Genomic DNA, 26,358 nt, shown 5'->3' with positions numbered 1-26,358 from the left:
AAACATTTTTATCAGATAGTGAATGGAAGCGGTTACAGAATTTTCATAAAAAGTGTGATGGATATTTAATTTTACGATCCGCCTCGCATCGTGAGGGATTATCCCTCGATGGGATCGACATCCAGCACCCATTTAACCTTACGTGCATCGGGTAACGTATTAATCAGCGCCAGCGTTCCGCTGACGATATGCTGCAGGCGAATTCGCGACGGGTGCTGCAACAAAATTTGCCAGCGATAGTGACCGCCACGTTTGGGCGCCAGGGCGGGAACTGGGCCTAACACCCACAGTTTTTCATCGGCCAGCGGACTGGCCTGAATCAGATTTCGTAACTGCTGTAAGAACATCGGCGCATGCTGGTTGTTGTGATCTTCTGCCCGCACGATCACATGGCTGGTCCATGGGGGAAGCTGGAGCGTTTGTCGCTCTGCCAGCGCCTGCTCGGCAAAGGCGTCATACCCTTTATACAGCAAGGTTTGCAGCAGCGGATGTTCAGGGTGGTGCGTTTGCAGTACCACTTCGCCCTGCTTCCCGGCGCGACCGGCACGCCCGGAAACCTGCGTGTAGAGCTGGGCGAAGCGTTCTGCCGACCGGAAATCTGCGGAGAACAGCGCGCCGTCAACGTCCAGCAACGCCACCAGAGTGACGTCCGGGAAATGGTGGCCTTTCGCCAGCATTTGCGTGCCGATCAGGATTCGCGCGCCGCCGCGATGCACTTCCGCCAGATGCTGCTCCAGCGAGCCTTTGCGGCTGGTAGTGTCACGATCGATGCGTGAGATTGGCACGCCGGGGAAAAAAGGCGCCAGAGCCTGCTCAAGCTGTTCGGTGCCGAGTCCTACCGGAACCATGTGCGTTGAGCCGCAGGAAGGGCATTGACGCGGTATCGGACGCTGACTGTCGCAGTGATGGCAGCGCAGATGGTGTTGCGCCTGATGCAGCGTGTAGTAGTGGTCGCAGCGCGGGCATTCAGCAATCCAGCCACAGTCGTGGCACAGCAGGGCAGGCGCAAAACCCCGGCGGTTTAAAAACAGGATCACCTGGTTATCCGCTTGCAGATGCTGACGCATACGGGCGATAAGCGCAGGGGCGAGCCCGGCCTGTACCTGCTGACCTTTGAGATCCAGCACGTGCTGAGTGGCTGGGCGTGCATTCCCGGCACGGCGCGTCAGGCGCAACATGCGGTATTTTTTCTGCCGCACATTGCACAGCGTTTCCAACGCTGGGGTGGCTGAGCCGAGAATGATAGGAATTTGTTCGCTATGGGCGCGATAAACCGCGAGGTCGCGCGCATGATAACGCCAGCCTTCCTGCTGTTTATAAGAGCTGTCGTGCTCTTCGTCGATGACAATCACGCCCAGATCTTTAAACGGCGTGAACAGCGACGAGCGCGTGCCGATAACAATTGCCGCTTCGCCATTTTTCGCCTTCAGCCATGCCGAAAGACGTTCACTGTCATTTAAACCCGAGTGCAGGACTTCGACCGGCGCATTGAAGCGTTCGCGAAAACGGGCAATAGTTTGCGGCGTCAGGCCAATCTCCGGCACCATTACCAGCGCCTGTTTGCCCTGGGCGAGCACATTTTCCAGTACGCTTAAATAGACCTCTGTTTTACCCGATCCTGTCACGCCCGCTAATAGCCAGGCGCTAAAACTGTCTGATGTGCTGTGGATCGCCCCGACGGCGGTGGCCTGTTCGGTATTCAGCCGCAGACGCTCACCGGAAACCGCGTAGTGCGTACGCCAGTCGCTAAAGCCTGGCGTTTCGCTCGCCAGGGAGCACAGCCCTTTTTTCCGCAGTGCCTGTAATGCGGCGTCATTAAATTCCAGTTCAGCCACCTGGTCGCGCCAGATTTTTCCCTGGCGTAGCGCAGCCAGCGCCTGTTGCTGCTTAGGAGAACGCTTCAGGCTGTTGAGGTCAATAACTTGGCCTTCTTCAGTGGCAAACCAGTACCACATGGGCGCGTTTGTCGCCGGACGTCCCTGGCGCAGTAAAATTGGCAGAGCGTGAAACAGTACGTCACCGATAGGATGATGATAATAATCCGCCGCCCACAACAGCAGACGCCAGACAGAGGTCGAGTAGACCGGTTCGCTGTCCAGCACTTCGAGAACGGCTTTCAATTCGCTCCGCGGTAGTTCACTGTGCTCGCTGACGGACAGGACGATACCCACGCGCTCCTGCTGCTTGCCAAAAGGCACGCGTACACGACACCCGGCTTTGGCGCTCAAGCCTTCCGGCAGGAGGTAGTCAAAGGTGCGAGGTAGCGGAACAGGTAAGGCAACGTGCGCAACGGGCATTGAATCATCCTGACTTGAAATCTGGCGGGTTAGTATACACATTAGTGGAGGGTAGAATGCGGATCAGTTTGCATGAGCAGGTTAATTTCTGTATGATTCGCCGCCTTTGATACAAATTTGTATCACTGACCTATACTATTAACATCGCGTGGTGTCTGGCGTTAGGGCTGGAAGAGCGACGCGGCCTTAAACCGAGGTTTTCCCATGAAAAAAGATATTCACCCGAAATACGAAGAAATTACTGCAAACTGCTCTTGCGGTAACGTCATTAAAATCCGCTCTACTGTCGGTCACGATCTGAACCTCGACGTGTGCAGCAAGTGCCACCCGTTCTATACTGGCAAGCAGCGTGATGTTGCTACCGGTGGCCGTGTTGATCGCTTCAACAAGCGTTTCAGCATCCCAGGCAGCAAGTAAGTTCAGCTGTCAGAAAAAAGCGCCTTATGGCGCTTTTTTTGTATCTGCGCTTGAAGACTAAAATTTATATTGATGTGTTGAATAGTGTTTTTATTTAACAAATGAAACGGTGTTTTTATTTTTTAGGTAAAATGTTTCTACTGGTGATCTGCGTCATTTTTATCTTCTGATTTCTGCCACTCATGCCAATTGTTGGCAAAATACCAAAGGTTTCTGCTTTCTTTCTAAAATACACTTTCATGGAAATATAAAATTATTCTTAATCCTTCATCGTTTCCCATTAATGGACGGGACGAGTTGGGTAATTTCCGTTGTTGAGTGTGAAGAGGGATTGTCATGAAATTTAAATCTGCGTTATTACTGATTCCATTATTCTCTGCGGCCGCACAAGCGGGTTATGTTGATTACCGGCATGAATATTATGACGATGGGCGTAATTACGATCGTGTTTATATGTCTCACCGTTTTGCGACTGGTTTTGGTGTCGCAGTCGAAGCCATTTCACGTTCCGAAGATACGCAATCTAATGATGCGTGGAATAATATGGAGAGTAATGGCAATGAGTATACGGCAAGCTACCAGTTTACCTGGCGGGATCTTATCTGGCAGCCAGGTATTGCGATCGAAACGGGCGATAACATCACGATTTATAAACCTTACATCCGCGTGCAGTACAACATTAACGACAGCTGGTGGACCGCGTTCCGCTATCGTCAGGAGTACATGCGCAGAAACACTGACGGCAAAGATGACCGCATGGTCTATCGTCCGGAAGCCTGGCTTGGTTATAACGTCAATGACTGGATGTTTGAGCTAAATGGTATTTATAAAATTGCCGATAGCGAAGATTTATATAACAACCGGAAAGATGATTATGAATATAACTTCCGCGTGGCGTATAAACTAGGCTCCTGGGTTCCATTTGTTGAGGTTGGTAACGTTTCCTCGGGTTATAACACAACAACGACTGACGATCGTCAGACCCGTTATCGTGTCGGTCTTGGTTATAACTTCTAACCGGTAATAGCTTTCATATCGACTGATTATATCGATAAGCATAGTTTGTGTGAATAATATGTCTAAGGAGTTGACATCATGTCTAATGATGGAACTATTATCGGAAATAATGAAACCACTGCCGTCAGACCTTTCGGAATTCGAGATAAAATTGGTTATTTATGTGGTGACCTCGGAACCTGTTTTATTCTTGGCTTAGTTAATAGTTTTTTAATGATTTATTACACTAACGTCCTCGGTATTTCCGGCGTTATTGTTGGCTCACTCTATTTTGTGACCAAACTCTTTGATGCGTTCGTTGATGTTGGTGTAGGGCGCTTATGCGATACCTCTAAATTGACGGTACATGGACGTTTTAACCCGTGGGTGCGTCGTATGAAGTATCCATTTTGCATCATTGCGGTTGTCCTGTTCCTGCCGTTTGTGAATGATTTTTCTTATACGGCGAAAATTATCTACATCTGTTGCTCCTATTTCATTTACGGTTCGCTGTTATCGACCGTGAGTATTCCGTACGGCGCTATGTCTGCGGCGATTAGCTCGAATCCGGATGATCGTGTCTCGCTGTCAACCTGGCGCAGCGTTGGGTCAGCTATCGGCGGTGGGGCAACTGGCTTTTTCATTCCGATCCTGATGTACACCACCCTGGTGGACGGAAGCCAGGTGATTTCCGGGCAACACTTCTTCTGGATTTCCATTGGTTGCGCAGTGCTGGGCTTTATCTTTTTATCCTTGACCTGTCAGTTAACGACCGAACGCGTGCGCGTGGAGAGAAAAGAGAGCATGCCCGTTTCGGTGTTGCTGAAGGGACTGGCACGCAATAAGGCGCTGATTGTTTTAGTGGTTGTGGATTTGCTGATTGTGATTAATCAGGGATTGTCCGGTACCAATATGACTTACCTGTTTAATGACTATTTCCACAATAAAGAGGCGATGTCAGTCGCGTTGCTGTTTACCTTTGGTTCCCTGGTTTTGCTGGCACCATCGGCATCCTGGCTCACGAAGCGGTTTGGTAAAAAAGAGGCCAGCGTCGGCGCGCTACTCTTTGCAGTAGCGATGTATTTGATTATGTACTTCATCCACATTACCGACGCGAAAGTCTATTTGGTTTTCCTGTTCCTGGCGACGTTGGGGGCCGGACTATTCAACCTGATGATTTGGGCGTTTATGACCGATGTTTGTGATTATCACCAGTATGTCACCGGCGATCGCGAGGATGGTACCGTCTATGGTGTGAACTTCTTTGCCCGCAAGGTTGGTCAGGCGTGTGCAGGGGCCATTGGCGGCTTTATGTTGGCCATCATTGGTTATCAATCATCGTCAACAGGTGGCGCTGTGCAAACCAGCATTGTGCAGGAAAACATCTATACGATGGCGAATCTTTTACCGGCGTTATGCCTGTTTTTGGCCGCGGTTATTCTGATTTATTTCTATCCATTGAACCGTAAAGAGACGCTCAAAATGGAAGAAACATTGAATAAACTTAATGGTATCAGTAAGTAACATAGCGAGAATCGGCGGGAGCAATCCCGCCTTTTCTCATCTGTTCTAACAATCAGTATTCCCACGTTTCCGGGTTGATACCCAGTTCACGCATGATTACCTTTGCTTCTTCCGGGATTTCATCACTGCGCTCTTTACGCAGGTCTTCATCGTTGGGTAATGGTTGCCCGGTAAAAGCATGCAGAAACGCTTCACACAGCAGTTCACTGTTGGTGGCGTGGCGCAGGTTGTTCACCTGACGACGCGTGCGTTCATCGGTAAGGATTTTTAACACCTTCAGAGGAATGGAAACCGTAATTTTTTTGACTTGCTCACTCTTCTTACCGTGCTCAGCGTATGGGCTGATATATTCGCCGCTCCATTCAGCCATGAGATACCTAATCCTCTTTGTCATTAATATTGAGGCCAGAACCTGAGCCCGGACCATAATTGCGCGTAGTTTATCGTAGTGGCGCGGCCCTGACACGAAGTAGCCGACGCAGATGTACGCTAATGCATATAATTTTAACGGCTATTTCCAGTTTGCTCAATCTATACGCAAAGAAGTTTAGATGTCCAGATGTATTGACGGCTATAGTAACAATGATTACTCTGGTGCCTGACTTTTCACCGACTCAGCCAGGATCTTCTCAATATGACGCGTAAACAGGCCACCATCGCAGTGCGTAGCGGGTTAAATGACGACGAACAGTACGGTTGCGTTGTCCCGCCGATTCACCTCTCCAGCACCTATAACTTTACCGGATTTAATGAACCTCGTGCTCATGACTATTCGCGTCGCGGCAACCCAACGCGTGATGTCGTTCAACGTGCGCTGGCGGAACTGGAAGGTGGTGCAGGTGCTGTACTGACCAATACTGGCATGTCGGCGATTCATTTGGTGACCACTGTCTTCCTTAAGCCTGGCGATCTGCTGGTTGCACCGCACGACTGCTACGGCGGGAGCTATCGACTGTTTGACAGTCTGGCAAAGCGTGGCTGTTATCGCGTCCTGTTTGTCGATCAAGGAGATGAGCAGGCATTGCAGGCCGCATTGGCGGAAAAACCGAAGCTGGTGCTGGTAGAAAGTCCAAGCAACCCGCTGCTGCGCGTGGTGGATATTGCGAAAATCTGCCAGTTGGCGCGCGAGGCTGGCGCGGTCAGCGTGGTGGACAACACTTTTTTAAGCCCGGCACTGCAAAATCCACTGGCATTAGGCGCCGATCTGGTGTTGCATTCATGCACGAAATATTTAAACGGTCACTCAGACGTGGTGGCTGGTGTGGTTATAGCCAAAGATCCGGAGACGGTCACTGAACTGGCATGGTGGGCGAATAATATTGGTGTGACCGGCGGCGCGTTTGATAGTTATCTGCTGTTGCGCGGCCTGCGTACTTTGTCTCCTCGTATGGAGGTGGCGCAACGTAATGCTCAGGCGATAGTCGATTATCTGCAAACTCAGCCGCTGGTGAAAAAATTATATCACCCGTCATTGCCGGATAATCAGGGCCATGAGATTGCTGCGCGTCAGCAAAAAGGCTTTGGCGCGATGTTAAGTTTTGAACTGGATGGCGATGAGCAAACGCTGCGCCGTTTCCTCGGCGGGTTGTCATTGTTTACGCTGGCGGAATCGTTAGGGGGCGTTGAAAGTCTGATCTCCCACGCCGCAACCATGACACACGCGGGCATGGCACCAGAAGCGCGTGCTGCTGCCGGAATTTCCGAAACGCTGCTGCGTATCTCCACCGGTATTGAAGATGGCGAAGATTTAATTGCCGACCTGGAAAATGGCTTCCGGGCTGCAAACAAGGGGTAAACATGAGTGTGATTGCGCAGGCAGGGGCGAAGGGTCGTCAACTGCACAAATTTGGTGGTAGTAGTCTGGCAGACGTGAAATGTTATCTGCGTGTTGCAGGCATTATGGCGGATTACTCGCAGCCTGATGACATGATGGTTGTTTCAGCCGCAGGCAGTACCACTAACCAGTTGATTAGCTGGCTGAAATTAAGCCAGACCGATCGCCTTTCTGCGCATCAGGTTCAACAGGCGTTACGTCGCTATCAAAGTGAGCTTATCAGCGGTTTGTTACCTCCCGAGGTGGCGGATGGACTGATTGGCGCGTTTATTCACGATCTGGAGCGTCTGGCCGGGTTACTCGACAGCGGCGTGAACGATGCCGTCTATGCTGAGGTTGTTGGGCATGGCGAGGTATGGTCCGCGCGTTTGATGTCTGCCGTCCTTAATCAACAGGGGCTGGAGTCGGCCTGGCTGGATGCGCGCGATTTTTTACGTGCTGAACGCGGTGCCCAGCCGCAGGTAGATGAAGGTCTTTCTTACCCATTACTGCAGCAACTGTTGGCGCAGCATCCGGGTAAACGCCTGGTGGTTACCGGCTTTATTAGCCGCAGCAATGCCGGTGAAACAGTGCTACTGGGGCGTAACGGTTCTGACTACTCGGCGACGCAGGTTGGTGCGCTGGCGGGCGTTTCCCGAGTAACCATCTGGAGCGATGTCGCTGGGGTTTACAGCGCGGATCCGCGTAAAGTAAAAGACGCCTGTTTGCTGCCGCTGCTGCGTCTGGATGAAGCCAGCGAGCTGGCGCGTCTGGCGGCACCGGTTCTCCATGCCCGTACCTTACAGCCGGTTTCCGGTAGCGATATCGATCTCCAGTTGCGTTGTAGTTATACCCCTGAGCAGGGTTCAACGCGTATTGAGCGAGTACTGGCCTCCGGTACCGGGGCGCGTATTGTGACCAGTCATGATGACGTCTGCCTGATTGAGTTTCTGGTTCCGACTGGCCAGGATTTTAAGCTGGCTTATAAAGAGATTGACCAGGTTTTAAAACGTAGCCAGGTGCGTCCGCTGGCAGTGGGCGTGCATCCTGACCGCCAGCTATTGCAATTTTGCTACACCTCCGAAGTCGCTGACAGCGCGCTGAAAATTCTGGATGAAGCTGGCCTGCCTGGCGAGCTGCGTCTGCGCCAGGGGCTGGCGCTGGTGGCGATGGTCGGGGCGGGCGTCACCCGTAATCCGCTGCACTGCCACCGTTTCTGGCAACAGTTGAAAGGTCAGCCGGTTGAATTCACCTGGCAGTCGGAAGAGGGCATCAGCCTGGTCGCGGTACTGCGTACTGGGCCAACGGAGAGCCTGATTCAGGGTCTGCATCAGTCAATCTTCCGTGCTGAAAAACGCATTGGTCTGGTGTTGTTCGGCAAAGGCAACATTGGGTCGCGCTGGCTGGAGCTGTTCGCTCGCGAGCAGAGCACGCTCTCGGCGCGTACCGGATTAGAGTTTGTGCTGGCGGGTGTGGTTGATAGCCGTCGTAGCCTGCTGAATTACGAAGGGCTGGATGCCAGCCGCGCGTTAGCTTTCTTTGATGACGAGGCGGTAGAGCAGGATGAAGAGTCTCTATTCCTGTGGATGCGTGCTCACCCGTATGATGATTTAGTGGTGCTGGATGTGACAGCGAGCGAGCAACTGGCGGATCAGTATCTGGATTTTGCCAGCCATGGTTTCCACGTTATCAGCGCCAACAAACTGGCCGGGGCGAGCAGCAGTAATAATTACCGCCAGATTCATGACGCTTTCGAAAAAACGGGTCGCCACTGGTTATATAACGCCACCGTGGGTGCAGGTTTGCCGATCAACCATACCGTGCGCGATCTGATTGATAGTGGCGATACCATTTTGTCGATCAGCGGGATCTTCTCCGGCACGTTGTCGTGGTTGTTCCTGCAATTTGATGGCACGGTCCCATTCACCGATCTGGTGGATCAGGCATGGCAACAGGGTCTGACTGAACCCGATCCGCGCGTAGATCTTTCCGGCAAAGATGTGATGCGTAAGCTGGTGATTCTGGCGCGTGAAGCGGGTTACGACATCGAACCGGACCAGGTTCGCGTGGAATCGCTGGTGCCTGCGCATTGTGAAGAAGGCTCTATCGACCATTTCTTTGAGAATGGCGATGAACTGAACGAGCAGATGGTGCAGCGTCTGGAAGCGGCGCGTGAAATGGGGCTGGTGCTGCGCTATGTGGCGCGTTTTGATGCTAACGGCAAAGCTCGCGTTGGTGTTGAAGCGGTTCGCCCTGAACACCCGCTGGCGGCGCTGTTGCCGTGCGATAACGTATTCGCCATAGAGAGCCGCTGGTATCGCGATAACCCGCTGGTGATCCGTGGACCGGGCGCGGGCCGTGACGTCACCGCTGGGGCGATTCAGTCTGACATCAACCGTTTAGCGCAGTTGCTGTAGTTTGTGTTGCCGGATAGCGCTTACGCTTATCCGGCTTACATATGGCATGAACCGTAGGCCCGGTAAGCGGCAGCGCCACCGGGCAAATCGCGCTGGGTGATCAGGGTGTTGTATTGCTCCGCCAGAGTCCTTATCGTCTGAAACACCGAATGAGCCGAGTAACGGGCGCTATCCCGAAACTCCACCTGCTGCTGTAACCAGACGAGAAAATGGTGGCCTGCCGCCAGTGTGATTGACGCCCCTTTTTCAACCTGACCCTCCGTTAACAGACACACCATTTTGCGTGTGTCGCCTTGTTGCCAAATTTGCCACTGGTTTTGCCACCACCCCTGCCAGGTTTTACCCAGCAATCGCCAGGGCAGTGTGCACTTATCGCTATTGATCTCTTCATCAATAAACCAAAGCGAAGCGTGATGATCGCGATATTGCTGCGCCCATGCGGTAATCGCCGCGCCGCGCAGAAAACATTCGTGGGCAATAATGTGCGTTTTTACCTCAGGCCAGAGATGGCTCAGTATGCGGAAATGTCCGTGCGCGGTAATGACCGGGCGTAAAACTGCGCCGTTGGCATTTCGTTTGAGCATGGCACTGCCGTACTGGATTTCATCAAACTGGCTGCGGCGTAAAAACAGGGTTTCCCTCTGTCTTACTCGTTCAACGATATCGTCATGAATGACCGTAGGTTCAACGTTGTTACGCCAGCGGTATCGTAATGTATCCCCTACGAGATGGGGCGTGAAATTACTGGAAATATGCAAAATATTGCCGCGAATAGCGTCAAAACTGAGTAATACATAAAGTTTCTGGTCGGTGCAGGCTCCCTGAAAAGGGACGATTAAGGGAACCGTCGCTATTTGTTCTGGTGGAACAATGGTGGTGAGCGGCTGCTGCTTTGGTGTCCAGACTTGTTTGCAGCTCCAGCACTGAATGCGTTGGCTGCCCTGAGGATTATGCCCATAGAGGATGGTTTCCCGCTGATAACATCGTGGGCAAAAATGACCGCTTTGGGCGGCAAAATCCGTTAAATATGCTGACAACCACCCACCAAACTGTTCCTCATTAAACAGCGGGGGATAGCTGCCGCATGCCCGGCAATGCAGCGCAGCATAACCCAACCGATACTCGGGCCAGCTGTAATCTGGTGAGCTCGCCAGCCCCAGATTTTTACAGCCGAAGGACTTACAGCAATTGATGGTGAACAGTGACGTCATCGTATTACCAACGATTTTTAATGGTCGTTGATTTTGACCCGCGACTATCACCAGTGGATGTGAGTTTTCTCACATAAAAAAACCTTTCAGAACGTAACGTAGCGATTCTTTATATGACTGAAAGGGATTGATTATGAAGTTAAAAATGCTTGCTGTTGGTGTTCTGGTATCGTTGCCGCTTTGGGCGAGTGCCAAAGATGTCACGATTATCTATACCAACGATCTTCACGCCCACGTTGAACCTTATAAAGTCCCATGGATTGCTAATGGCACGCGTGATATTGGTGGTTGGGCTAATATCACGACGATGGTGAAGCAGGAAAAAACGAAAAATAGCGCCACCTGGTTTTTTGATGCCGGTGATTATTTTACCGGGCCGTATATCAGCAGCCTGACCAAGGGTAAGGCGATTATCGATATCATGAACACCATGAATTTTGATGCTGTAACCATGGGTAATCATGAATTCGATCACGGTTGGGATAACACGCTACTACAACTGAGTCAGGCGAAATTCCCCATCGTGCAGGGTAATATCTTTTATCAGAACAGCAGCAAAATGTTCTGGGATAAGCCTTACACCATTATTGAAAAAGATGGCGTGAAGATTGGTGTGATTGGCCTGCACGGCGTGTTTGCTTTTGATGATACGGTTTCTGCTGCGACACGTGTCGGTATTGAAGCGCGGGATGAAGTGAAGTGGTTGCAACGCTATATCGATGAGCTTAAAGGTAAAGTCGATCTCACTGTGGCGCTGATCCATGAAGGTACGCCAGCGCGTCAGTCTAGTCAGGGAAGTACAGATGTGCGCCGTGCATTGGATAAAGACATCCAGACCGCAGGTCAGGTAAAGGGGCTGGATATCCTGATTACCGGCCATGCGCATGTGGGCACGCCGGAGCCGATTAAAGTCGGTAACACTCTGATTCTTTCTACCGACAGCGGCGGTATTGATGTGGGTAAACTGGTGCTGGATTATCAGCAGAAACCGCATCAATTTACCGTGAAGAACTTCGAGCTGAAGACCATTTATGCTGATGAGTGGCAGCCAGACCCGCAGACGAAACAGGTCATTGATGGCTGGAATAAAAAGCTTGATAAGGTGGTACAACAGACGGTTGCAAACTCCCCGGTTGAGCTGACGCGTGCTTACGGTGAATCTTCTTCGTTGGGCAATCTGGCGGCGGATGCGTTGCTGGTGGCGGCAGGTAAAGATACTCAATTAGCGCTCACTAATTCGGGCGGTATCCGTAATGAAATCCCAGCAGGTGCTATCACGATGGGTGCAGTCATTAGCACCTTCCCGTTCCCCAACGAGCTGTCAACAATGGATCTCACCGGTAAACAGTTGCGTAGCCTGATGGAGCACGGCGCGGGTTTAAGCAACGGTGTATTGCAGGTGTCCAAAGGACTGGAGATGAAGTATGACAGCAGTAAACCAGTCGGTCAGCGCGTCACCGTACTAACGTTAAACGGTAAACCGATTGAGGATGCCACGGTTTATCACATAGCCACCAATAGCTTCCTGGCAGACGGCGGTGATGGTTTTACGGCATTTACCGAAGGAAAAGCGCGAAATACCTCCGGAGGTTACTATGTCTCTAATGCTGTCGTTGACTATTTCAAGGCGGGAAATACGCTGACGGATGAGCAGCTTAAAGGCATGCGTGTGGCAGATGTGAAACCATAGTGAGCTCAGGCCAGCAGACAATCCGCTGGCCTGTTGTTTTAGCCTCTGTGAGAGGCAAATACCTCTTTCGCGGCGAACAAACCATTGAGTGCGGCAGGGAAGCCGGCATATACGGCCATCTGCATAATCACTTCAACGATCTCATCCTGCGTTAAACCAACGTGTAATGCCGCGCCAATATGCACTTTCAACTGCGGGGCGGCATTGCCCATTGCCGTTAAAGCGGCGACAGTGGCAATTTCTCGGCTGCACAGGTCCAGACCTGGACGTGCATAGATGTCGCCAAACGGAAATTCCAGCAGGTAGCGGGCAAAATCCGGCGCGATATCCTTCAGGCTCTCAACGACGGCCTCTCCCCCTTTACCATCTACCTGTTGCAGCATTTTCTGGCCGGTAATAAAACGTTCTGATTCCATGATTTTTCCCTCGTAGGTGTGGCGTATGGCGAGAGAATAGGGGGCGTAGAATGATTTGGATAATACCGTTTCCGTGATACCTTTTCGGTATGACAACATCGCAATTACACTCTCTGGATATTCGCCTGCTGCGCTACTTTTCCGTAGTAGCGGAAGAGAACAATATGAGCCGGGCTGCGCAGCGCTTGTTCATGTCGCAACCGCCGTTGAGCCGCCACATTCGCCAGCTTGAAGATCGCCTGGGGGTCATACTGTTTGTCCGTCATACCCGTGGATTAACGCTGACGGAGGACGGCCAGCACGTACTTGAAATGGTGCGCCCGCTGCTTGATCTCCAGGACAAAACCTACGCTGCGTTGAGTCAATTAACGCAAATCGGGGGGCCATCTCTGCGCTTAGGGCTAAGTACAGCGTTTGAACAGGGCGTTTTTGCGGCGCTTGAGTCACAACTGACTACGCATGTGCAGAAGCGACATATTGTCCGTCATGGTTCGCCTGAACTCGCGCGTCTGGTGCGTCGTGGAAAGCTGGATGCCGCGCTGGTGGCGTTACCGCTTGAGACTTCGGGGCTTAGCGTCACGCCGCTCGGCTGGCAAGAATCGTTGATCGTCGCCTTACCCGCGCTCTGGCCAGAGGCGGCGCTGCCTTCGCTCTCGTTAATGTCGCTGAGCCACCGACCACTGTTCTGGTTCAAACGTGAACGTAACCCTGCCTTTTTTGATTATACCCGACATATTTTTAGTCATGCTGGTTACTCTCCTGCCTGTATTGAAGAACCGCTGGAACATGATGTGTTGTTGGCGCGGATCGCGCAGGGTGAAGGTCTGAGCCTACTTCCGGCCTCCTTTTCCGCTATCCAACGTCGGGGGGTGATATTCCTGCCGCTTACCGATACCGAATTGCGTATTAGCACGGGGTTGCTGATGCTGCCTGAAAACGTAAAAAAATTAGCATGGCTGCAGACGGTCATGGCGCAATCCCTCATCAATTCAGACTGATGTGAATTTTTTTCACGTTGGCTGAGTATTCCTCACCTTTAGCGATGATTTTTGTGTTGACGCCAGCATGCTTTTCCGTCATTTTTACATCTAGACGTCTAAACGTATAGCAGTTCACAACACAACATATAACGACAAAAGATTGATGAGGTAAGGTATGAGCTTTTTTCACGCCAACCAGCGGGAAGCCCTGAATCAGAGCCTGGCAGAAGTTGCCGGTCAGATTAACGTTTCATTTGAGTTTTTCCCGCCGCGCACCAGTGAAATGGAGCAAACCCTGTGGAACTCCATCGATCGCCTGAGCAGCCTGAAGCCGAAGTTTGTTTCAGTCACTTACGGTGCAAACTCTGGTGAGCGCGACCGTACGCACAGCATTATTAAAGGCATTAAGGATCGCACTGGCCTTGAAGCGGCTCCGCACCTGACCTGTATTGATGCAACCCGCGATGAGCTGCGGACTATTGCTCAGGACTACTGGAACAACGGTATTCGTCATATTGTTGCCCTGCGCGGTGACCTGCCGCCGGGAAGCGGTAAACCGGATATGTATGCTTCTGACCTGGTGACGCTACTGAAAGACGTTGCAGACTTTGATATCTCCGTTGCGGCTTACCCGGAAGTGCACCCGGAAGCGAAGAGCGCTCAGGCCGATCTGCTGAACCTGAAGCGTAAGGTTGATGCCGGTGCGAACCGTGCGATTACCCAGTTCTTCTTCGATGTAGAAAGCTATCTGCGCTTTCGTGATCGCTGTGTGTCTGCGGGAATCGACGTGGAAATTATTCCGGGTATCCTGCCAGTCTCCAACTTTAAGCAGGCGAAAAAATTTGCCGACATGACCAACGTCCGCATTCCGGCGTGGATGTCGACCATGTTTGATGGTCTGGATGATGACGCGGAAACCCGCAAGCTGGTGGGCGCTAATATCGCTATGGACATGGTGAAGATTCTCAGCCGCGAAGGGGTGAAAGATTTTCACTTCTATACCCTTAATCGTGCCGAGATGAGCTACGCTATTTGTCACACACTGGGTGTAAGACCGAACTAAACAGATGCCCCAGCCCTCTACGGAGGGCTTTTTGTTGATCATTTTGATCTACATCTCTGTAACGTAAAATATAAAAGGAATTAGCTATCGAATCTGTGGGTTATTTCGACTATATCTTATCTCTGGTGGTGTATATCGTAGTCAGAACACTGTAAAGGGAGCATATAGATGAGCATGTCCGACGATAGCCAAAACGCATCAACTGCCGGTAAGTGTCCTTTTCATCAGGGCGGTCACGACCAGAGCGCGGGAGCAGGAACGAACAACCGCGACTGGTGGCCAAATCAACTGCGCGTTGATCTTTTAAACCAACATTCCAACCGTTCTAACCCGCTGGGTGAGGACTTCGACTACCGCAAAGAGTTTAGCAAACTCGACTACTCTGCCCTGAAAGGGGATCTCAGAGCCCTTCTGTCCGAATCTCAACCGTGGTGGCCCGCTGACTGGGGAACCTATGCTGGATTGTTTATCCGCATGGCATGGCACGGTGCAGGGACCTATCGCTCCATCGATGGACGCGGTGGCGCGGGTCGCGGACAGCAGCGTTTTGCACCACTGAACTCCTGGCCGGATAACGTAAGCCTTGATAAAGCGCGTCGTCTGCTGTGGCCAATCAAGCAGAAATATGGCCAGAAAATTTCCTGGGCCGACCTGTTTATCCTCGCGGGTAACGTGGCGCTGGAAAACTCAGGCTTCCGCACCTTCGGCTTTGGTGCTGGTCGTGAAGATGTCTGGGAACCGGATCTCGACGTAAACTGGGGTGATGAAAAAGCCTGGCTGACTCACCGTCACCCGGAAGAACTGGCCAAAGCGCCGTTGGGCGCAACCGAAATGGGCCTTATCTATGTGAACCCGGAAGGGCCGGACCATAGCGGCGAACCGCTTTCAGCGGCAGCAGCTATTCGCGCGACCTTCGGTAATATGGGTATGAACGACGAAGAAACCGTGGCGCTGATTGGCGGTGGTCATACGTTGGGCAAAACCCACGGCGCTGCACCGGCTTCGCACGTAGGCGCCGATCCTGAATCCGCACCGATTGAAGCACAGGGCCTGGGCTGGGCGAGCAGCTACGGCAGCGGCGCGGGCGCGGATGCCATTACATCCGGTCTGGAAGTGGTCTGGACGCAGACGCCAACCCAATGGAGCAACTATTTCTTCGAGAACCTGTTCAAATACGAGTGGGTACAAACCCGCAGTCCGGCAGGCGCTATTCAGTTTGAAGCGGTTGACGCGCCAGAAATTATTCCTGATCCGTTTGATCCATCGAAAAAACGTAAGCCGACGATGCTGGTTACCGACCTGACGCTGCGTTTCGATCCTGAGTTCGAGAAAATCTCCCGCCGTTTCCTGAACGATCCGCAGGCGTTCAACGAAGCGTTTGCCCGTGCGTGGTTTAAACTGACGCACCGTGATATGGGGCCAAAAGCGCGTTACATCGGACCGGAAGTGCCAAAAGAAGATTTGATTTGGCAAGACCCGCTGCCGCATGCGTTCTTCAACCCAAGCGAAGAAGATATCCTGAAGCTGAAGGCGACCATCGCCGCTTCCGGGCTGTCCGTGGGCGAACTGGTATCGGTAGCATGGGCGTCGGCATCGACTTTCCGCGGTGGGGATAAACGTGGCGGCGCTAACGGTGCGCGTCTGGCGCTGGATCCACAGCGCGGCTGGGATGTGAATGCCACCGCAGCACGCGTTCTGCCTGTGCTGGAAGGGATTTATAAGTCTGCTCATACCGCCTCGTTGGCCGATATTATCGTGCTGGCAGGTGTTGTCGGTATCGAGCAGGCGGCAAGTGCTGCGGGTGTCAGCATTAAGGTACCTTTTGCGCCGGGCCGCGTGGATGCGCGCCAGGATCAAACGGATATTGAGATGTTTGAACTGCTTGAGCCGATCGCCGATGGCTTCCGTAACTACCGCGCCCGTCCTGACGTATCGACCACCGAGTCGCTGCTGATTGATAAAGCACAGCAGCTGACGTTAACCGCACCGGAAATGACAGTGCTGGTGGGCGGTATGCGCGTACTGGGCACCAACTTTGATGGTAGCCAGCACGGTGTCTTTACCGATCGTCCAGGCGTACTCAGCACTGACTTCTTCGTCAATCTGCTGGATATGCGCCATGAGTGGAAGGCGGTTGATGAGTCACAAGAGCTGTTTGAAGGTCGTGACCGTCTGAGTGGCGAAGTAAAATACACCGCAACCCGCGCCGATCTGGTATTTGGTTCTAACTCTGTACTGCGCGCAGTGGCTGAAGTTTATGCCTGCAGCGATGCCCACGAGAAGTTCGTGAGAGATTTCGTGGCCGCATGGGTGAAAGTGATGAACCTGGATCGTTTCGATCTGCTGTAACAGACAATGCCGGATGCCGCTTGCGCGGGTCCGGCATGGTAGGAATAAAAAAATCCCCGCATTTGCGGGGATTTTCTATTTGCAGGTTATTCCCACTCTTGCAGGTAACGTTGACCGTACTGGTCAGCCACAAGCAGGGCGGCATACACCTGGTCCGGCGTTGCGCCGCCAGGCATGTTGTGGATGGTTTCGCCTTCGGCACAGGCTGCCTCAGCCACAATGCGCATTTTCGCCTGAATATCCTGTTTGATATCCAGTTGCGCCAGGGTAATCGGCAAGCCAACGGAATGGCACAGCGCGGCAACGGTTTCAATCTCATCGACCGGCGCGTTTTCCAGCACCAACTGCGTCAGCGTACCGAATGCCACTTTCTCGCCGTGGTAATAATGATGTGCATCCGGGATTGCGGTCAGACCGTTATGAATGGCGTGAGCCGCTGCCAGACCACCGCTTTCAAAACCGACGCCACTCAGATAGGTGTTGGCTTCAATAATGCGCTCCAGTGCTGGTGTAACCACGTGCTGCTCTGCAGCCAGCATCGCTTTTTCACCTTCTTCGATCAGCGTATTAAAGCACAGCTCTGCCAGCGCCAGCGCCGCCTGAGTACACTGACCGCCCGCCATTGTGGTTGCGCCGCTGCGTGAACAGGCACGCGCTTCGAACCAGGTCGCCAGCGCATCGCCAATACCCGCAGCTAACAGACGCGCCGGTGCGCCCGCGACAATTTTGGTATCAACAATGACCCTGTCCGGGTTATTGGGCAGCAGCAGATAGCGATCGAATTCACCGGCATCGGTGTAAATGACGGACAGCGCGCTGCACGGCGCATCGGTAGAGGCGATGGTTGGCGCAATGGCGACAGGCACGCCCATAAAGTGCGCCAGCGCTTTGGCGGTATCCAGCGTTTTACCGCCACCAATACCAAGTACTGCCGCACACTGCGCTTTTTCCGCTACGACGCGCAGACGGTCGATTTCGTTTTGTGAACATTCGCCGCCAAACGGTGCAATCTCCAGCGCCAGTCCGGCATCCTGGAAGCTTTTTTCCAGTGCACCCTGGGCAAAGCCTAAGACAAACTTGTCTCCAACGACCAGCCAGCGCTCTGCCAGTGGTTTGAGGTAGCTGCCAAGACGGGTAATAACATCAGCACCCTGGATGTACTTACCAGGTGATTGAATAATGCGATCCATACTTTATTTCCTCACAGGTTGATGTGACCAAATGCGTTGTTCCAGTCCTGCTCAAACTTCTCTATTGCTGACTCTACCGCAGGGGTATTGAGCATTTGTTGCGCTACGTCTAATGGTAGGGTGATTGCTTCACATCCTGCCAGCAAGCAATCCAGCGCCTGACGTGGAGTTTTAAAGCTGGCCGCCAGTACCATGCTGTTCGGTGCATGCAGTTCCAGCAATGTTTGCAGTTCCTGTACTGTGCGAATCCCGTCGCCGCCCTGCGCGTCGATACGGTTAACGTAAGGCGCGATATATTTCGCTCCTGCCAGCGCAGCCAGTAGCCCCTGAGAAGCACTGTAAACGGCGGTTCCCAGCGTGGTGATACCCTCTTTTTTCAGCATCTTGATCGCGGCCAGACCTTCGGATGTCACCGGGATTTTCACTACCAGACCGGGCACCGCATTGCTCAGGCGTTTAGCTTCTTCCACCATGCCCTGCGCATCCCGGCTCATGGTCTGGGCAAACAGAATGCCCTCTTTTCCAATGGCGTTCTGCAGGCGTGGCAGCACATCCCAGATGGATTCTTTGCTTGCTGCCACAATGCTTGGGTTGGTGGTGACGCCCGCGATAGGGAAGATGCGGGCCAGACGTTCGACTTCCGCGACGTTGGCGGTATCAAGATAAAGTTCCATACAAAAACACCCTCTACGTTTTCCGTTAGCTACCCGTTGCCGGGTTGCTTTGCTATGCACAGGATAAGAGTGTTTCGTCACGCAGTGCTATCTGACAAATCTGCCAAAAGCTGGATAAATGTAATATGGCTATAAAAGTGGGAGATACTTCACATGTAAGTGATATGTGCTGGCATATGTTTTTTGATAATACAAAAATCCAGTAAATGTTACCTTTGTCTCCGTTTTCTGTCCCAGTATGCGATTATTACTGGTCAGTTTTTTTCTCCGTCAGCTGGCTGTGATACTGCCGACGATACTCTGACGGCGAACGCTCAGTATTCTTGCGAAACAGGCGGCAGAAGTAGTTGCTGTCAATAAACCCACAGGTGTGCGCCACGTCTTTGATCTTCAGCTCGTAACCCTTTAATAGCGTTTTTGCATGTTCCAGTCGCGTATGATTCAGGTATTCGTTAAACCCGATAGCGCCCGTTTTTTGAAACAGGTGGGAGAGGTAATTGGGTGAAATGTAAAACGCCTGCGCGACGGATTCTCGGGTGAGCGGCGAAGCGTAGCGTTCGTCAATATAGCCGCGAATGGCGTCGAAAAGCGCCTGACTACGTGATGCGGTTTGGATCTGGCTGCCGAGTAGATCGCGACAGTGACTCAGCAAGCTTGCAACGATTAGCCTGGCCGTTTGCTGCTCCTGCGGCTGCATTTGCATCTCATGGAGCGTTTGCAGCAGAAAAGAGCCAATACGCGGCCCACGCCGTGCGACGTGCTGGCGGGTAAGGTTTTGATATTGCTTGCCGTCCCATTGGACGACGCTGAAATCCAGTTGCTGTTTGCCGAAAAGAATGCTGAGTGTCGTGACCGGTGTGACCCACTGCGGAATATTCCAGCCGCCAGCCGGAACAAACAAGACATCGCCGGGAGTAAGCACCTTATCGATGCCAGAATCCGCAAATTCACCTTCCAGCACAATTTCCAGCCGGGGAAAATCGACCTGATACGCCAGTTCCGGCGTTGTGCTATTGGTGCTGGCGAAATAAATCTGCCGCAGCGGCGTGGGGCCGTTAATCAGGCGGGAGAGAAGATGGCTGACGTCGTGATACATGTTAATCCCTTGCAGGCAGCAGACAGGGAAACAGTAACGTTGAAAACAATCGCCCTCAAGTGATTATTGCCGGATGGCGGCTAATGCCATATCCGGCCTACAAGTCTTTGCGAGCTGTAGGCCGGATAAGCGTAGCGCATCCGGCAGACGGTTATTGATTACCGATTTGATCGCCGTAAGGCAGGGAATCGTAATCTATCAGGGCATTTTTCTTGTACGGATTGCCAATCCAGCGGGTTGTCTCTTTGAACTGCGGACTGGTAATGGCGCGAGTTGGATCGAAGCCATCGTAGGTGAAGCCCGCTAAGTCAGACCATGTATGGATAAGCTCTGAGCTGCTGTATTTACGATTCACATCCTGTGAGAAGTCGCGCGGGTGCGCGGCCTGCCATTTTTCCGAAGTCCACAACAGGAACGGCACCGTGTACATATGGCGCGTTGGGTTGTCTTCATTACGACCCTGCGTTTTGTGCGGTGGCGTATCGTAAACCTCTTCGCCATGATCGGAGAAGTACAGCAGGAAGCCGTTCGGATCGGTCGCTTTATAGTCTTTGATCAGGCTGGCAATAATATGATCGTTGTAAACATTCGCGCTGTCGTAATCGTTGTAGGCTTCCAGCTCATCGTTACTCAGGCCTGCGGGAACATGGTCGATATTATTATCGAACTTACCCTGGCCATCCGGATAGCGGAATTTGTACTTAATATGCGTACCCAGCAGATGCACGATGATGAACTTTTTCGGTGCCGGGTCGGCCAGGACTTCTTTAAATGGCGCCAGCACGTTGCTGTCATATTCGCGCGCACTTTGCGTACGCTGCTGGTTCATATAGAACTGTTTATCCGTCTGCTTAGAGAACACCGTCAGCATGGTGTTGCGGGCGGTCATCGTCTGCTGATTAGTGATCCAGAAGGTTTTATAACCCGCCTGTTTCATCATGTTCATCAGGGACGGCTGAGTCAGATACAGATCCGGGTTCTTTTCGTTAGCGAAGGTCAGCGCCTGCTGCAGGATTTCAATGGTGTACGGACGGGAAGTCACGACATTATTGAATACGGTGAAGTTAGGATCGGATTTATGCAGCGCATCCAGTTCTGGCGTCGTTTCACGCGGATAGCCATACAGGCTCATGCGGCCACGTTGCGTTGACTCACCAATCACCAGTACCAGCGTACGCGGTGCGTCACCTGAACTGTCTTTAAAGTTGGCCAGCGGCGGCAGGGCATTGTTCTCATTCAGCAGGCTATTGAGCGAGGTCAACTGCTGACGATACTGATAATACCCGGAGATGAATTGCCACGGCGCGGCGGGCTCCATACGTGAAGCAAGGCCATCCAACGTTTTTTCAAACGGCTTATGTTTGATAAATGTGTTCACTGTCATCGGATGCAGAATCAATCCGTATAACAGTGCAAACGACACCAGATAGCGCCAGGGTGATGGAATATGTACCGGACGCAGACGTGTCCATAGCAGAATTGCCATTGCTGTATATGCCAGCGCAATTAAGACGATCTTCAGGCTGAAGTATTGACTCAGGTACTCGCTGGCTTCGTTCGCATTGGTTTCAAACATTACGTACAGAACGCTTTGCGAGAACTCTTGCCCGTAAATGACGTAATAGCTCAGAGCTGCCAGCGAGGCCGCCCATAGAATTACGCCAATGACGGCAGCAATAATGCGGATACGGTTTGGAAATAAAAATACCGGGATCAACCACAGCGAGCTGAACAGCAGGGAGTCGCGTAGGCCGGTAGATCCGCTATAGCCGCTAAAATAGATAACGGCCTGTAGTAATGAGGAAAAAAACCAAAAATAGAGGAGCGCCCAACCCAGGGCTTTCCAGCTAAAGGCGGGTTTAGACTGGAGTTGTAAGGATTGCATAATGTGAGCCTGTCTTTAATCGTAGCGCCAAGAGTAGCGACTAAACATTAAGAGGAACTGAAGCATCACGATCTCAGGATCGTGTTTTGCTGTTGTAATATTCACGTAGTGAATATGTTCAGGCAGGAATATATTGAAAATGAAGTGGTTGTAACAGCGGTTTTTACTGTCGCCTTCGTACAGTAGCACGAAGGCGACAGCAGGAGGGGACGTTAGCCTGTATTGCGCATACCGGCGGCGACACCCGCGATGGTCACCATCAGCGCTTGTTCAACGCGTGGATCCGGTTCATGACCTTGCTCTTCGGCCTGGCGTGAGCGGTGTAACAACTCTGCCTGTAAGACGTTCAGCGGGTCAGTATAAACATTCCTTAACTGAATGGACTCGGCAATCCACGGCAGGTCGGCCATCAAATGTGAGTCGTTGGCAATCGCCAGTACGACATCGATATCTGCTGCCAGGCGTTGGCGTAGCTCTTCACCCAGCGGCCACAGCTCTTTTTTGACCAGGCGCTGATCGTAATACTCTGCCAGCCACAGGTCTGCTTTCGCGAAAACCATTTCCAGCATGCCAAGGCGTGTGGAGAAGAATGGCCAGTCGCGGCACATCGCTTCGAGTTCGCTTTGCTTACCATCTTCAACCACTTTTTGCAGCGCGGTACCAGCACCAAGCCAGGCCGGGAGCATCAGACGGTTCTGCGTCCAGGCAAAGATCCACGGTATAGCACGCAGAGACTCAACGCCGCCGGTCGGACGGCGTTTTGCCGGACGTGAACCGAGCGGCAATTTACCCAGTTCCTGCTCCGGTGTAGCTGAGCGGAAATAAGGGACGAAGTCTTTGTTTTCACGCACATATCCACGGTATAGCTCGCAGGAAATATCGGAAAGCTCATCCATGATATGACGCCAGTTATCCTTCGGTTCTGGCGGTGGTAACAGGTTGGCCTCCAGAATTGCTCCGGTATACAGCGACAGGCTGCTGATGGTCACTTCCGGCAGGCCGTACTTAAAGCGGATCATCTCCCCTTGTTCTGTCACGCGCAGACCGCCTTTCAGGCTGCCTGGTGGTTGAGAGAGCAGCGCCGCATGCGCAGGCGCGCCGCCGCGACCAATGGATCCGCCGCGACCGTGGAACAGCGTCAGTTCGATACCGGCTTTTTCGCAGGTTTTGATCAGCGCGTCCTGAGCCTGGTATTGCGCCCAGGACGCTGCCATCACGCCCGCGTCTTTTGCGGAATCAGAGTAGCCAATCATGACCATCTGTTTGCCCTGGATAAAGCCGCGGTACCAGTCGATATTCAGAAGCTGGGACATGACGTCATCGGCATTGTTGAGGTCGTCCAGCGTTTCAAATAGCGGAGCGACCGGCATAGCAAAACCAATTCCGGCTTCTTTCAGCAGCAGATGCACGGCCAGCACATCCGACGGCGTTTTCGCCATCGAGATAACATAGGCGGCAATGGAGCCATACGGGGCTTCGGCAATGACCCGACAGGTGTCGAGCACTTCACGGGTGTCATTGCTCGGCTCCCAGTTACGCGGCAGGAGCGGACGCTTGGAATTCAGTTCGCGGATCAGGAAAGCCTGTTTATCTGCTTCCGACCAGTTTTCGTAGTCGCCAATGCCCAGATAACGAGTCAGTTCGCCCAAGGCTTCAGTATGACGGGTGCTTTCCTGACGAATATCAATACGCACCAGCGGCACGCCGAAACACTTCACGCGGCGCAGGGTGTCGAGCAATTCGCCATTGGCGATGATGCCCATACCACAGGCCTGTAGAGACTGGTAGCACGCGTAAAGCGGGTCCCAGAGCTGTTCGTTTTGGGTGAGAAGTCCCGCAGGTTTCGGCAATTTCTCGCCTTTCAGACGGGCTTCAAGCCAGGCCTGGGTCGCCATCAGACGAGAACGCAGGGTTTTCATCAGGTAGCGGTATGGTTCAGCTGCGCCTTCTTCACCTACCAGCGCCATCAGTTCCGGAGTGGCATCCACCATCGACAGCTCAGAAATCAGAAACTGGATGTCTTTCAGGAACAGGTCTGTCGCTTTCCAGCGGCTGAGCAATAGCACGTGACGGGTGATATCCGCCGTTACGTTCGGGTTGCCGTCACGGTCGCCGCCCATCCAGGAGGTAAATCGAACCGGGACAAAATCAACCGGCAGCTTATATCCAAGATGCTCTTCCAGTTGTTCATTCAGCTCGCGCAGGTAGTTCGGCACACCTTCCCACAGGCTGTTTTCAACAACCGCGAATCCCCATTTAGCTTCATCAACCGGGCTTGGGCGCAGTTTGCGGATTTCATCCGTATGCCAGGACTGAGCAATGAGCTGACGCAGACGGCGCATCAGTTGGTTGCGTTCATAATCGACGAGGTCTTTGTTATCAAGCTGCTTGAGGCAGGCGTTCACTTCACCCATTTTGTGGATCAGCGTACGACGAGTGATCTCGGTCGGGTGGGCGGTGAGTACCAGCTCCAGAGAGAGTGATTCTACGGCTTTCTTGATGGTGGCGTCATTGAGGTTGGGCTGCTCTTTCAGTTTACGCAGAGTGCGAGCAATCACTTCCGGGTTGCTGGCGGCTTCGCCTTTTGGCGAAATGCTGTGGTGCTGCTCGGCGGTGTTGGCCAGGTTCAGGAACTGGCTAAATGCGCGGGCAACCGGCAGCAGCTCGTCGTTAGACAGATTTTGCAGTGTGGTGAGCAATTCCTGGCGATTAATTTCATTGCCAGCGCGAGATGATTTGGACAGCTTTCGAATTGTTTCTACGCGATCAAGAATGTTCTCTCCCAACGCATCCTTGATGGTCTCTCCCAGCACTTTGCCGAGCATACTGACATTACTACGCAACGCGGAATATTGTTCGTTCATATTAACCCAGACACCCCATCTATTTTGAATATGTCCTGTATCTTTCGCGCCTGACTATCACGCAAAATCTTGCGGACTTAACTTTTTAGCCGTCTTTTATAAAGCCACGTAAAACACGTGACGTCAATTGCTGCGAAATCGGTTCAGCAAACGAATAAATGCCGTGAATTTACGTTATTTAATTCACATCCAATCAAATAAGCGTTGCTTATGGAAATGTTAAAAAATCGCCCCGCTTACCACTAAGGGATTAGCGGGGTGACAAGCAGTTAATGCCAGCAGAAATGGTGCACAACCTGGGTGATTAATTCGCGGGTTGGCTTAATAAAGCGCGTTTCCAGATACTCATCCGGCTGATGCGCCTGGTTAATGGAGCCTGGACCCAATACCAGCGTTGGGCAAAGCGTCTGGATAAACGGCGCTTCGGTGCAATAGTTCACCACTTCAGTCTGTGCGCCCAGCAGTTTCTCAACCACCTCTACCAGTTGATGGTCAGGTGGGCACTCATAGCCTGGAATTGGCGGATGCAGTTCCGATACGGTCAGGCGACCCGGCCAACGTTCGCTGACAGGGGCCAGCGCTTCGTTAAGTAACCCATTGAGATCGTTTAGCGTCATACCCGGTAGCGGGCGAATATCCATATGCAATTCGCAGCAGGCGCAGATTCGGTTGGCGGCGTCACCGCCGTGGATGTGGCCCAAATTTAACGTTGGATACGGGACGGTAAAGGCATCATGGTGATAGCGCGCTTTCAGGTCATCGCGCAGATGCATGATATGGCCGATGGCATCATGCATCAGTTCAATCGCATTAACGCCACGCGCCGGATCGCTTGAATGACCCGACTGTCCCAGAATGCGTATCGCATTAGAGATATGGCCTTTGTGCGCGCGCACCGGTTGCAGGGATGTGGGTTCGCCAATGATCGCGCAGTCCGGGCGCAGAGCGGTAGTTTCAGAGAAGTAGCGAGCTCCCGCCATGCTGGTCTCTTCGTCAGCAGTGGCCAGAATGTACAGGGGTTTTTTCAGTTTCGTGACGTCGACATCACGCAACGCGTCGAGGATAAAGGCGAAGAAGCCTTTCATATCCGCCGTACCCAAACCATACAGCTTATTGTCATGCTCGGTTAGAGTGAACGGATCGCGCGTCCAGCGTCCGTCGTCAAAGGGTACCGTATCGGTATGGCCCGCCAACAACAGGCCGCCAGCGCCCTGTCCAATGCTCGCCAGCATATTGAATTTATTTCGCGTATCGGGAACCGGTTGGACCTCAACATTGAAGCCTAAATCTTTAAACCAGCCCGCCAGCAGAGTGATTAAACCTGCATTGCTTTGATCGAGCGCTTCTTCGGTGGCGCTGATCGATGGCGTGGCAATCAGAGCGCGGTAAATCTCGATAAATGGCGGTAAATTGTTTTTCATTGTTGACACACCTCGGGTCATGATAGTATCAATATTCATGCAGTATTTGTGAATA

19 protein-coding genes are annotated in these 26,358 nt (G+C 52.4%); 9 read left to right on the top strand and 10 right to left on the bottom strand.

Translation table 11 applies throughout. The features are described 5' to 3' along the window. Positions 1-98 precede the first annotated feature (98 nt). Positions 99-2,297 carry a primosomal protein N' gene (priA, locus tag OGV74_RS05165; protein ID WP_086504737.1) on the bottom strand — a complete coding sequence of 733 codons (2,199 nt, stop codon included), beginning with the start codon at positions 2,295-2,297 and terminating at the stop codon, positions 99-101. Between the two features lie 204 nt (positions 2,298-2,501). On the opposite strand from priA, the gene rpmE reads away from it, so the two are divergent. The 3 genes from rpmE to OGV74_RS05150 all read left to right on the top strand — a co-directional run bounded on the left by rpmE (position 2,502) and on the right by OGV74_RS05150 (position 5,234). Continuing rightward, a complete protein-coding gene (gene rpmE / locus OGV74_RS05160) occupies positions 2,502-2,714 on the top strand; it encodes a 50S ribosomal protein L31 (RefSeq protein WP_003028810.1) in 213 nt (70 codons plus the stop codon). Between the two features lie 336 nt (positions 2,715-3,050). After that, entirely contained in the window at positions 3,051-3,731 is a 681-nt protein-coding gene (locus OGV74_RS05155) for an oligogalacturonate-specific porin KdgM family protein (RefSeq protein WP_003028811.1), read from the top strand. A gap of 78 nt (positions 3,732-3,809) precedes the next feature. Continuing rightward, positions 3,810-5,234, top strand: a complete 1,425-nt coding sequence (locus OGV74_RS05150) for an MFS transporter (protein WP_032950714.1) — start codon at positions 3,810-3,812, stop codon at positions 5,232-5,234. Positions 5,235-5,286: 52 nt separating this feature from the next. On the opposite strand, the gene metJ is transcribed toward OGV74_RS05150, so the two are convergent. Next, entirely contained in the window at positions 5,287-5,604 is a 318-nt protein-coding gene (metJ, locus tag OGV74_RS05145; RefSeq protein ID WP_003028816.1) for a met regulon transcriptional regulator MetJ, read from the bottom strand. 264 nt (positions 5,605-5,868) lie between these two features. Here metJ and metB point away from each other — a divergent pair, with 264 nt between their 5' ends. Together metB and metL are read left to right on the top strand one after the other, a co-directional pair. Beyond that, the gene (gene metB / locus OGV74_RS05140; protein ID WP_003028818.1) at positions 5,869-7,029 is read left to right on the top strand and encodes a cystathionine gamma-synthase; all 1,161 of its coding nucleotides are present in this window, start codon (positions 5,869-5,871) and stop codon (positions 7,027-7,029) included. 2 nt (positions 7,030-7,031) lie between these two features. Continuing rightward, positions 7,032-9,464, top strand: a complete 2,433-nt coding sequence (gene metL, locus OGV74_RS05135; protein WP_003028820.1) for a bifunctional aspartate kinase/homoserine dehydrogenase II — start codon at positions 7,032-7,034, stop codon at positions 9,462-9,464. A 35-nt stretch (positions 9,465-9,499) separates the two neighbouring features. On the opposite strand, the gene OGV74_RS05130 is transcribed toward metL, so the two are convergent. After that, positions 9,500-10,675: a cytoplasmic protein gene (locus OGV74_RS05130; RefSeq protein ID WP_286520441.1), complete on the bottom strand. Its 1,176-nt coding sequence runs from the start codon at positions 10,673-10,675 to the stop codon at positions 9,500-9,502. 133 nt (positions 10,676-10,808) lie between these two features. Here OGV74_RS05130 and OGV74_RS05125 point away from each other — a divergent pair, with 133 nt between their 5' ends. Then, a complete protein-coding gene (locus tag OGV74_RS05125; RefSeq protein WP_086504739.1) occupies positions 10,809-12,365 on the top strand; it encodes a bifunctional metallophosphatase/5'-nucleotidase in 1,557 nt (518 codons plus the stop codon). A 38-nt stretch (positions 12,366-12,403) separates the two neighbouring features. Here OGV74_RS05125 and OGV74_RS05120 read toward each other — a convergent pair whose 3' ends face one another. Then, entirely contained in the window at positions 12,404-12,781 is a 378-nt protein-coding gene (locus tag OGV74_RS05120; RefSeq protein ID WP_086504740.1) for a carboxymuconolactone decarboxylase family protein, read from the bottom strand. A gap of 89 nt (positions 12,782-12,870) precedes the next feature. On the opposite strand from OGV74_RS05120, the gene OGV74_RS05115 reads away from it, so the two are divergent. The 3 genes from OGV74_RS05115 to katG all read left to right on the top strand — a co-directional run bounded on the left by OGV74_RS05115 (position 12,871) and on the right by katG (position 17,173). Then, complete coding sequence (locus OGV74_RS05115) at positions 12,871-13,779, top strand: LysR family transcriptional regulator (RefSeq protein ID WP_286520436.1); 909 nt, start codon at positions 12,871-12,873, stop codon at positions 13,777-13,779. Positions 13,780-13,936: 157 nt separating this feature from the next. Next, complete coding sequence (metF, locus tag OGV74_RS05110) at positions 13,937-14,824, top strand: methylenetetrahydrofolate reductase (protein ID WP_003028830.1); 888 nt, start codon at positions 13,937-13,939, stop codon at positions 14,822-14,824. Positions 14,825-14,992: 168 nt separating this feature from the next. Continuing rightward, positions 14,993-17,173, top strand: a complete 2,181-nt coding sequence (katG, locus tag OGV74_RS05105; protein ID WP_048234198.1) for a catalase/peroxidase HPI — start codon at positions 14,993-14,995, stop codon at positions 17,171-17,173. 86 nt (positions 17,174-17,259) lie between these two features. On the opposite strand, the gene gldA is transcribed toward katG, so the two are convergent. The 6 genes from gldA to argE form a co-directional block, all read right to left on the bottom strand. Further along, positions 17,260-18,363, bottom strand: a complete 1,104-nt coding sequence (gene gldA, locus OGV74_RS05100; protein WP_016151281.1) for a bifunctional L-1,2-propanediol dehydrogenase/glycerol dehydrogenase — start codon at positions 18,361-18,363, stop codon at positions 17,260-17,262. 11 nt (positions 18,364-18,374) lie between these two features. Beyond that, positions 18,375-19,037, bottom strand: coding sequence for a fructose-6-phosphate aldolase (fsa, locus tag OGV74_RS05095; protein ID WP_016151282.1), 663 nt, complete (start codon positions 19,035-19,037; stop codon positions 18,375-18,377). Between the two features lie 247 nt (positions 19,038-19,284). Continuing rightward, positions 19,285-20,133: an AraC family transcriptional regulator gene (locus tag OGV74_RS05090; RefSeq protein ID WP_086504742.1), complete on the bottom strand. Its 849-nt coding sequence runs from the start codon at positions 20,131-20,133 to the stop codon at positions 19,285-19,287. Between the two features lie 151 nt (positions 20,134-20,284). Then, positions 20,285-22,018 (bottom strand): phosphoethanolamine transferase CptA, encoded by a 1,734-nt coding sequence (locus OGV74_RS05085; RefSeq protein ID WP_003840540.1) that lies wholly within the window; start codon positions 22,016-22,018, stop codon positions 20,285-20,287. Between the two features lie 212 nt (positions 22,019-22,230). Beyond that, on the bottom strand, positions 22,231-24,882 hold the full coding sequence (gene ppc, locus OGV74_RS05080) for a phosphoenolpyruvate carboxylase (RefSeq protein ID WP_032938423.1): 2,652 nt from the start codon (positions 24,880-24,882) through the stop codon (positions 22,231-22,233). A gap of 269 nt (positions 24,883-25,151) precedes the next feature. Beyond that, the gene (gene argE, locus OGV74_RS05075; RefSeq protein WP_003028848.1) at positions 25,152-26,303 is read right to left on the bottom strand and encodes an acetylornithine deacetylase; all 1,152 of its coding nucleotides are present in this window, start codon (positions 26,301-26,303) and stop codon (positions 25,152-25,154) included. Between the last annotated feature and the right edge of the window lie 55 nt (positions 26,304-26,358).

Source organism: Citrobacter sp. Cf116, from assembly GCF_030336505.1.
GTDB classification, from domain to species: Bacteria; Pseudomonadota; Gammaproteobacteria; order Enterobacterales; family Enterobacteriaceae; genus Citrobacter; species Citrobacter freundii.
This window is presented reverse-complemented; position numbering and strand designations above follow the sequence as displayed.